This is a genomic window from Nostoc sp. 'Peltigera membranacea cyanobiont' 232, from assembly GCF_002245985.1.
GTDB lineage: Bacteria > Cyanobacteriota > Cyanobacteriia > Cyanobacteriales > Nostocaceae > Nostoc.
The window spans coordinates 25,279-35,125 of the sequence record NZ_NOLK01000082.1 but is presented as its reverse complement, the minus strand read 5'-3'; the positions used below and the strand labels follow the sequence as shown (position 1 = coordinate 35,125).

The following is a 9,847-nucleotide window of genomic DNA, read 5'->3' as shown; positions in this document are numbered from 1 at the left end:
TTTTATGTTTGATTATTTCTCGTCCTTCATCATATTAATTCAGTATTATTTTCTTAATTATCCTGACTTTTCGCTTTTATCTTGACTGTAATCTTTTTATACTTCAAGTTGAAGTGCGGAATGTGGGATACATTTAAAATGTGTGGTTTACTTCCGCCGTGCTGTACTAGTTTGTCCATTAGTCGCTCATGAGCGATCGCACAGTGACTTGTAATTCATTTAAGTTGATTGTTCGTTGCCAACTTCGTGGAAAGCCGCCAACGCCTCTTCTAAGTGGTTAAAAAACCGATTAGCACCGATTAAATCTGTCAGCCCGTCCAGATCGAATTGGACTTTTACCTCTGGCGGCAGACCCGACAGGACAAAAGTTACGTTCTGAAGGGATAATTCCTTGACGACATCCCGAATCGTTTGGGATGCGGAGTAGTCAATTTCAGTAATTGCTCTGGACTCCAGAATGAACCACTGCACGGGTGATTCCGCATTTTTCACGAGATTTTGCACCTCCTCTGAAAAGAAGCTGGCGTTAGCATAAAACAAGTCTCTACTAAACCGATAAACGATCAGACCAGATGCTGATACACTCCCAATACGCACAGGAATCGGCTGCCATAATCTCTGAGCATCGGGAATAATGATGGCAGAATGAGGTCGGTAACTATGACGCACGTGCAAGATCAACGACAAAATAATTGCTAAAACAATACCCTCTTTAACACCGATAAAAACAACCGTACCAGTAGTGACAAGCGCAAGATAAAACTCGTCACGATGGGTTGAAAATATTGCCTGCATTCCCTGAATGTCAATCAATTTTAGCCCAATCAAAAATACAATTGCTGCTAAAACCGCATTCGGCAAATAGCTAATTGGTTGAGTGAAGAAGAGGATGACTACTAACACCACTGCTACTGTAGTCAGTTGAGCTACTTGGCTTTGTCCTCCTGCTGTGTCAACAATTTCAGTTTTGGTTGGGCTACCATTGACTACAAAGGTTCCACTCATCCCCGCCGCCAGATTCGCCAGAGCTAGACCCTCAAGGTCAATATTTTCTTGAAAGTCTTCGTTGTATCGGAAGGCGTAAGCGCGTGAGGTCGCTGCACTTTGGGCAACAATGACGATACAGCACGATAGGGCAATGCCAAATACTTGCGGAATTTCACTCAGAACAACAGTGGGCAACCCAAAGGATGGCACTCCACTGGGGATAGATCCAACTACCATCACACCATGACTGGCAAAGTTAAACAGCCAACTGGCAATAATTGCTATTATTACAGCCAGCAACGCACCTGGAAATTTTGGAAGCAATCTGTCGCATAGTTTAATGGTAATCAAGACTGCTAGAGAGATCGCGATCGCTAATGGGTTAGCATGGGGCAGACCTTCAAAGGTATTAATGATTTGCTGGATTGGATTATTTCCCCCACCCTTAAGATCCAACAACCCACCTAATTGACCGATCGCTACTTGAATTCCTACCCCAGTCAAGAAACCTACCAACACGGTACGCGACAGAAAATCCGCTAGGAAACCCAGTCGAAACAGGCGTGCTAACAGTAAAAGTCCAGCTACTAAAATGGCGACTAATTCTGAATCGGCTAAATATTGGGAACTCCCCAACACTGCCAAGCCTGATAGCCCAGCCGCTAGGATTGCAGCTGTTGCAGAGTCGGCAGCGACCACCAGATGGCGAGAAGATCCAAAGAGCGCAAACGCCAAGGCTGGAAGAATAAGTGTATAAAGACCTGTGGCAATGGGCGTTCCGGCAATCTTTGTGTATCCCATGACTTCTGGAATGCCTAGTGCTGCTAGCACAATACCCGCAACGATATCATTCCCAATTCTGGCTCCGGCCATTGGTAAAATTCCCTGAAACAGGCGAAATCGCTTTTTAGTTGGATGCTGGGCTGTATTTACGTTCAAAGATGGGGTCGAATCCCAATTCTTTTCTATTCCCCTTGCTCCCTGCTCCCTGCCCCTTTTCCTCTTTTTCAAATCCTTGTCCAAAATTATTCCTCGATTGCCTTAATCTGCCCTGCTGCAACTGCATCAGCTAGTGCTTTGTAATCCCTCTCGGTCTGATCGGCGTAAGCTACTGCAAAATTAGCGATCGCCCGATCGAATGTGTCACTCTGACCGAGATAACCACTAATAATGAATCGATTCCCCGAACGGGCATGACTCCGCGCCAGTGCCCAACCACATAAATGGCAGTAGCCCTTCAAATCTGTCTCCGACATTCCTTCAATCTCGACGGAAGTTTTCATATCTCTGAGTTGCCGCAGGTAGAAGTCATGCCCACTATCGCCCCTTGTCCAGCCCAGGAAGATATCGCTTGCTTCTTGCATCAGATGCTGTCCTGCTACAACCCGTTGGGCATGGTTCTCATAACTACTTTTCCCGGCATAGGGTTCCAGTACTGAAGCACGAGCTTCTTTAATTTGTAGAAATAAAGGGTCATTATCCCCTGTCACCAGGAGGGCAACACCACAGCGTGTACCGACACTGCCAACACCCACTACCTTCATTGCTACATCAACAATCTGATATTGGTCTAGTAAAATACGGGAATCCTCACGTAGGGTTTTCCGATATTTATGAAAAACGGATAACATTTCTGATGCAAGCGGATCTCCAGGTGACGGATGGAATAATAAGGGAGGATTGTCAATAAAACGGCGCTGTCCTTTCACCGTTTCGATTAATTTATCCAGATCAAAAACAGGCTTGAACGCCCTTGCTTTTTTCACTTCACTTTTGACAATATTTAGTTCTTTAGTGTGAGAAGTAAAAGTGAGTAGCGATTCCACCCCAATGTGGGCATACCATACCTCCAGAGCAGTCATTTGGGCGTACTCATTTATATGTTCTCGGTAAGACTGCACAGATGCGATCGCTGCTGCCCAACTAATTTTGTCTTTTAGTTTGAGGTATCTACTTGCTACCACAATGCTTGCAGCTAAACGCTTAACATCCCATTCCCAAGGGGCCCAAAGGGTTTCGTCGAAGTCATTGACATCAAAGACGAGATTTCTCTCTGGTGTACCGTATCCACCAAAGTTCGACAAATGGCTGTCTCCACAAGTCTGAACTTTGATTCCAGTCTTTGGAGTTTCGCTCAGATCGGCTGCCATGATATTGGCTGCCCCTCTCAGAAATGCAAAAGGAGATGCCAGCATTCGTCCATACCGAATCGGTACTAATTCCAGCAATCTTCCTTGGTTGGATTCCTCCAGCAGCGCAACTGAGTCAGGACGATTGGCGGCAGGTTTCCACTCTTCATGGCTAGATCGCGGCACTTTATCCCGTAGGGCTTTTCCCATCGCGCTACCTTCAGCACGAGAGAGCCACTGTGAAGATAAGTTCTGATTTTGCATTTAGGGTTGACCCATCAGTGAGAGGTTAAAGCTATTTAGCTCTTGTCAATAAGTAATAGTAATTGATTGATATTATCCAGAATATCGGGTTCGTCAACAGAATTTTTAGGTTAGCGATGCCGAACTAACAGTCTGTCTCCACTGGGGTTTAGACTAGATTTTCAACTGCTATATAGCAGGAGGAGGTGCATTCCCCGGATTTCTCACCGATGCTCAAAGCCTATGCTTGTGCAGGGGAGAGTTATTGTAAAAGTTCTTTCCCCTCTGCTCCTTCCCTCAAGCTTGTGAGAAATGCGGGATTGCTCCTCCCCCTCTCCCCATACACGATTATCATTCCGATCAAGGGTATTTTGAGTCTTTTAACTTATTGACAACTTTATCTTAACCTATTACGGATGTTACTATATTTACTTTCTAGCCTCTTACTCTTTTGAGTAATGCATAGCCAAAAGGCGATCGCTGACGCGCTACTAATCGCTTGCTTGGGCTTTTGCATCAGACCTACGGATTTTTTCTACAGCTGTCAATTGTTGAATTGTTGCATTAAGAATCAATTTTACTTTTGCTGTCTCCATACAAAGTTGTACTCTTTCTCAACAGCCGCTAACAGCTTTGCCTGCAACGGTGAAAGATAAAGATGCGGTTTGGCTTACCCAACCCCTGCAACAGCGAATCCACAGCCTCGTCACGCCTTGCCACTTGATGCAACTGCCGTAACCTCACACATAGCTGCTGCTTCATTCACTTTCGTGTAATTGCCCTTACCTCAAAACAAAAAATCACCCCGCTATATCCTTCCCACTCTTATAGTTCATCGCTCTGGGTTTCCTCTTGCCTATAGGGACTACTTTCGATTGCTTCGGAGGTTGAGGCGGACGGCATTGCTCACAGTAGAGTGGTCGGACACCAAAAGTTTCTCTTTGTGTGGGTTGCTCACACTGCTTACATACGAAGTTAAAAACGCGAGTGTGAATTTCCCGCTTGTGCGCTCTGACAGTGTACTCTCGGACATCGATTGTTTTGCTTGCCATTGCTTATTGCAATTAGTAACTTTTTGGATCTTAGCTTTTGCTAAGAAGATTTCGTATCCACTCGGTAAAACGGGGTAGAAAGAAAAAATCAGAATGCAAATTGGTAGACATGGCGTTATAAGCTAATCGGCATTTAAGCTGCATAATATAAATGCAGAGTCGCTTGAAAATAACTATGCCACCACCAGCCAAAAACTTTTTAACTTCGGAACAAGTTACTCAGTTGCAGCAAGCTCTTAAGGAGAGCGAACTACCGCACGTCAGGGAAAGAATTTTAATTATTTTGCTCCAAAATGATGGCAGGACACAACAAGAAATTTCTAGATTTTTGGGATGTTCCCCAAGGACAGTAGCATATTGGTGTATGCATGGAGATCCAGATAACCTACAAACAATACAAAAATAAACGAGAGTATAAACATAACCGAAAAGCCACTCCTGAGGATATTGAACTGTTATTAAAAACAGTTGATGAAGAACCATCAGATTTAGGTTATGAATTTGGTCGATGGACGGCAGAGAGATTAGCTACATATTTAACAGAAAAAACAGGAATTGATTTAAGTAGTTCTCAAGTGAGGAGGATATTAAAGCGAAAAAAGTATAGTTATATCTGGGCTAAATATGACCTTGAAGACAAACAAGACCCTTTAATTAGAGCAAAGTTTCAAGAGAAGCTTGCCCAATATTTAACAATAGCAAGAGAGCAGCCCGAGCAAATGCAGGTATGGTTTTGGGATGAAAGTGGGTTCAGTTTGCGTGTGATTCGCCGGAAGAATTGGGGTAAGCGAGGAAAACGCAAAAATCTTACAGGTCAACGTCGGCGTGGTCGGGCGGAGCCGGAGACGCTCCGCCTCCGGTCAATGTCATGGGAGGAATTAGAGAAGGAGATCGAAAACGGGTATGCTTTTTCATTAAAAAAGGTGAGGGGGATATTTTCTATGAACAGTTACAGCAACTAAATAAATTAATTAAAGAAGAATGGATAAGTCAAGGGAATTGCGCCGAGAATTTTCAGGAGCATGGCCCCAGGATTATTCTAATTTTAGATAATGCTAGTTTTCATAAACGCAAAGATATTCTCACTAAAATTTCTCAAGAACTCCCTAACTTCATACTAGAATTTTTACCTCCATATAGTCCTGACTACAATATCATCGAATTAGTCTGGTATTCATGTAAGGAATACATTGCTCATCGTCTATTTAAATCAGTAGATGAGTTGAAGTCTTTATTAGATAAACTATTAAATCAGGGTGAGTTAGTCATTAAGTGGCATCGAAAGATAAAAAACAAGGACAATAGTGGCTATGTTGCAATTTAAATGCCGATTAGCTTAAACTATGACATATGATGCAAAAATCATCTAGTGAGAACTTAGGATCTGCACTGCTGCAAACTATCGATACCAAAGAGATTGCAGATGAATCAATGCGTCGGACAGTAGAAATATTACTTAACCTGATAGAACAGCAACAAGCAGAAATAGAAAAGCTACGTGAAGAAAATCAAAAATTGCGGGATGAAAATAACCGTCTCAAGGGCGAACAAGGTAAACCAGACATCAAAGCCGATAAGAAGAAAGGGTTTAAAAACGACCACTCATCAGAAAAAGAACGAAAAACTCCAACAGAACATCATAAAAGAAGTAAAAACGAGACTATAAAAGTAGATCGAGAAGAGATAGTTACTTACCCAAAAGAAAAACTACCACCAGATGCAGAATTTAAGGGTTATGAAGAAGTAATCATCCAAGACATTTTGCTGACAACAGACAACGTATTATTCCGTAAACAAAAATACTACTCACCGCAAACAGGAAAAACTTATTTAGCACCCGTACCAGAAGGTTACGACGGAGAATTCGGTCCGGGAATAAAAGCCTTAGTAATGAGTCTGTATTACGGCGGAAACATGACGCAAGGGAAGCTTCTGGAATTTTTAGAAGATATTGGTATTTCGATGAGTGCGGGATATCTATCAAATTTATTAATCAAAAATCAAGAAGTTTTTGTTGCAGAGTATAAAGAAGTATACGAATCAGGTCTAGCAAGTAGTCCGTGGCAGCATTTTGACCAAACCGGAGCGCGTGTAGCTGGAGTCAACCATACAACGAATGTAATTTGTAACCCTTTATATACAATATATCAGACAACACGAAACAAAGACCGTTTGATGACTTTTTGGAAAAATTCTGGATATACTACCGAAAATTATTAGCTTACCGAGATTCTCCACTGCCGGATAAAGCCTCGGAACTTAGGTCTGAATTTTGGACGCTTTTTAGCAAAGAAACTGCTTACGAGCAGTTAGATGAGCGAAAACGATTAACTGCCGCTAAAGCTTCTGAGTTGCTTCAAGTTTTGGAGCATCCAGAATTACCTTTGCATAATAATCCTGCGGAGTTGGCTGCTAGGACTATGGTGCAGCGACGCAATATTAGCTATGCTACCCAAACAGAACTTGGTACGAAAGCATGGGATATTTTTATGTCCCTTGTTGCCACTACTCGCAAGTTAGGTGTCAGCTTTTTTGAGTATATGCGTGACCGGATTCTAAAAATTGGTGATATTCCCTGTTTGGGTACTATTATTCGTGAAAAATCTTCTTCTAACCCATTTGGTTGGTCATGGATGCCAGAATAATTCTCTACCCCGAAGTATTGAGGGGATACAAGATTTCAATGCTCTGGGTAAACATAATCACCCTTTTGTGAATAGGAATTTTCATGGCTACGCCAAAGCCAGAGTGAGAGTTGCAACGACCAAACCCAACTGCAACACCTCACTACATTGAAAAATCACAAACATTTGGAGTTAATCATGGATATCCAAGCTACTCTCACCTTGACGATCCAAGCAGTCGTTATGAGCTTTGTTGCGCTGATGGTTTTCGATTTCATAGATGGTTTGTGGGTTGTACCTTTGCCGCCAATCGGATGGGAGCCATCGGTTATTGAACAGCCCAAAGTTTCTGCAACTTCCCCACAACCTACTCCACAACAGGAAATCCAACCACAAGCCACTCCAAGGGCAATCGCATTTGAGAAGATTTCCCCCGCATTCCTCACAAGTTTGAAATGCAGAGGGGCGGAGGGGAAAGAACTTGGCACATTGAACTCTCCTCTGCTCCCACTAGTGAACCGGCACTTGCACAGGCTTTGAGCATCGGTGAGAAATCCGGGTCAAACGGCTACGCCAAAGCGAAAGTGATGTATTCATATAATAGATATGGTCAGCCTTATAGCCACGCAAGGAACTCTGTTTGACCTAGAAACAGTTCTGGATTATGGGCAATCAATCCTCAACGTTGCTCAAGAACTCACCAAATCACTGATTGAGCAACGGACTATCTCCACCAAGACAATCCAAGCCCAGATGAATCGCTATTTTCTAGGCACTGCCGCATCTGGTGCATGGCAATGGAAAGACGCTTACGAAGCTATTGAAGTGGCGCAAATCTTATATCTGCGTCATCTGGGAATTAAGATTTTATCACTACAACCTCAAGTGGTTGTGCAACAATTAGAAGAATTAACAGCCCTGTGCCCAACGCATACTCGCCGTAGTGAAGAATCAGTACAGCTTCAGCAATTCTCCACCCCTCTGCCGCTTGCTTATCTGGTAGCCAAAGCAGGATTTATACAAGCTGATGATTTGATTTTGGAGCCAAGTGCCGGAACTGGTTTGTTAGCACAAATGGCTAAACTGCACAGTGCAAGTCTGATGCTCAACGAGCTTGCACCCGATAGAAGTAAGATTCTGCGGCGATTATTCCCTGGTACACCATTATTCTCAGTAAACGCGGAACAAATTAACGACTATCTGGTTGGCAAGACTCAGCCCTCAGTTGTTCTGATGAATCCACCTTTCTCTGCATCTCCCAAAATCAACAGTCGTAATCCCGACGCAACAAAAAGGCATATCAACTCGGCATTGCAAAGACTGGCTGACGGTGGGCGGCTGGTTACAATCACAGCCAATTGGTTCTCTCCGGCTAACCCAAGCTGGCGAGAGACTTTCCTTAAGTGGCAATCGGAAGTGCGAGTTCTACTATCTGTTGGGGTTAACGGCAAGGTGTACTCAAAACATGGTACACAAATCGATACCAGAATCACAGTGATCGACAAAGTTCCGGCTGACTCCAGCGAAATCCCTTGTATTACTGAAACTTTGGATCTGCCTGAAATACTGGCATTAATTGAGCAGTTGGCACAGAGGTCTTCGTGGGAACGCTCAGATATCAAAGCTGCTGCGAAGGCAATAGTTGTTCAATTGCCAAAACGCACTACAGTTGCACAACCAGAAACTGTTTCCTCTCTTCCAGACGACATAGTAGTGTTGGAATACGAAGTCGTCGAGTGGTTTGCTACTGAAGGACTCAAAGATACTTTATATGAAACCTATCGCCCACAACGAATCCGAATTAAAGATGCTTTACCTCATCCTTCCCTACTTTGCGAAAGTGCAGCCCTAGCACTTGTCTCGCCACCAGCACCAACCTATAAACCACATCTTCCACAAAACATTGTCACACAAGGCTTATTGTCAGAGGCACAACTTGAAAGCGTTATTTACGCAGGTCAGGCGCACTGTGAATTTCTGTCTGGGTCTTATATTGTGGATGATTCTTGGGATAATGTGACTGTAGCGGCAACTGGCGAAGAAAATGCCGTCAAATTTCGTCGTGGCTGGTTCTTAGGCGATGGGACAGGTGCGGGGAAAGGAAGACAGTGTGCAGGAATCATCCTCGACAACTGGTGTCAGGAACGAAGAAAAGCAATCTGGGTATCAAAGAGTGCTGCTCTTATTGAGGACGCACGTAGAGATTGGTGTGCCCTCGGAGGTAATGAAAAAGATATTATCGACCTGAGCAACATTAAGCTTGGCGATCCTATTCCCTTCACCCAAGGCATCCTATTTTGCACCTATTCAACCCTACGATCCCAAAAGAACGGTAAAAGTCGGCTCAAGCAAATTGTTGACTGGGCAGGCAAGGACTTTGAGGGAGCGATCGCTTTCGACGAATGCCATGCAATGGGCAACGCGATGGCGCAGGAAGGTAAACTCGGTATGGTTGCAGCATCCCAGCAAGGCATTGTTGGGCTGCGGTTGCAAAACGCATTACCGCAGGCACGGGTTGTCTATGTCTCTGCGACTGGAGCGACGAAGGTTTCTAACCTGTCTTATGCAAATCGGCTAGGACTTTGGCAGACTGGCGACTTTCCGTTTACCTCCCGTGAGGATTTTGTGGAATCCATTGAGGGCGGTGGTATTGCCGCGATGGAAGTCGTAGCCAGGGATCTCAAGGCTTTGGGACTGTATCTGGCGCGGAGCCTCAGTCTAATAAAGCTTGAGCTTAAAATTTTGATTATTCGGAAAAAATCATGCTAATTATATGGAATTGCTCAAGGCTACTCAACTACCTGGAAATTTA

At 43.9% G+C, this 9,847-nt stretch carries 7 protein-coding genes and 1 pseudogene; 5 read left to right on the top strand and 3 right to left on the bottom strand.

Going from position 1 to position 9,847, the window contains the following annotated elements; translation table 11 throughout:
• Positions 1-219 precede the first annotated feature (219 nt).
• The 3 genes from CDG79_RS24085 to CDG79_RS24075 all read right to left on the bottom strand — a co-directional run bounded on the left by CDG79_RS24085 (position 220) and on the right by CDG79_RS24075 (position 4,411).
• Positions 220-1,926 (bottom strand): SulP family inorganic anion transporter, encoded by a 1,707-nt coding sequence (locus tag CDG79_RS24085; protein WP_223278296.1) that lies wholly within the window; start codon positions 1,924-1,926, stop codon positions 220-222.
• An 86-nt stretch (positions 1,927-2,012) separates the two neighbouring features.
• Positions 2,013-3,380, bottom strand: a complete 1,368-nt coding sequence (locus CDG79_RS24080; RefSeq protein WP_094344378.1) for a DUF2252 domain-containing protein — start codon at positions 3,378-3,380, stop codon at positions 2,013-2,015.
• Positions 3,381-4,159: 779 nt separating this feature from the next.
• Complete coding sequence (locus tag CDG79_RS24075) at positions 4,160-4,411, bottom strand: hypothetical protein (RefSeq protein WP_094344377.1); 252 nt, start codon at positions 4,409-4,411, stop codon at positions 4,160-4,162.
• A 175-nt stretch (positions 4,412-4,586) separates the two neighbouring features.
• Between CDG79_RS24075 and CDG79_RS24070 the strand changes: the two are divergent.
• From CDG79_RS24070 to CDG79_RS24045, 5 genes and pseudogenes are all read left to right on the top strand, one after another.
• Positions 4,587-5,735 (top strand): annotated as a pseudogene (locus tag CDG79_RS24070) (IS630 family transposase).
• 26 nt (positions 5,736-5,761) lie between these two features.
• Positions 5,762-6,631, top strand: a complete 870-nt coding sequence (locus tag CDG79_RS41295) for a transposase (RefSeq protein ID WP_223278295.1) — start codon at positions 5,762-5,764, stop codon at positions 6,629-6,631.
• A complete protein-coding gene (locus tag CDG79_RS43995; RefSeq protein ID WP_223278294.1) occupies positions 6,595-7,056 on the top strand; it encodes a hypothetical protein in 462 nt (153 codons plus the stop codon). The genes CDG79_RS41295 and CDG79_RS43995 overlap by 37 nt, the downstream gene beginning before the upstream one ends.
• A gap of 177 nt (positions 7,057-7,233) precedes the next feature.
• Positions 7,234-7,575 carry a hypothetical protein gene (locus CDG79_RS24050; protein WP_189525106.1) on the top strand — a complete coding sequence of 114 codons (342 nt, stop codon included), beginning with the start codon at positions 7,234-7,236 and terminating at the stop codon, positions 7,573-7,575.
• A 66-nt stretch (positions 7,576-7,641) separates the two neighbouring features.
• Positions 7,642-9,804 (top strand): strawberry notch-like NTP hydrolase domain-containing protein, encoded by a 2,163-nt coding sequence (locus tag CDG79_RS24045; RefSeq protein ID WP_223278293.1) that lies wholly within the window; start codon positions 7,642-7,644, stop codon positions 9,802-9,804.
• Positions 9,805-9,847: the final 43 nt, after the last annotated feature.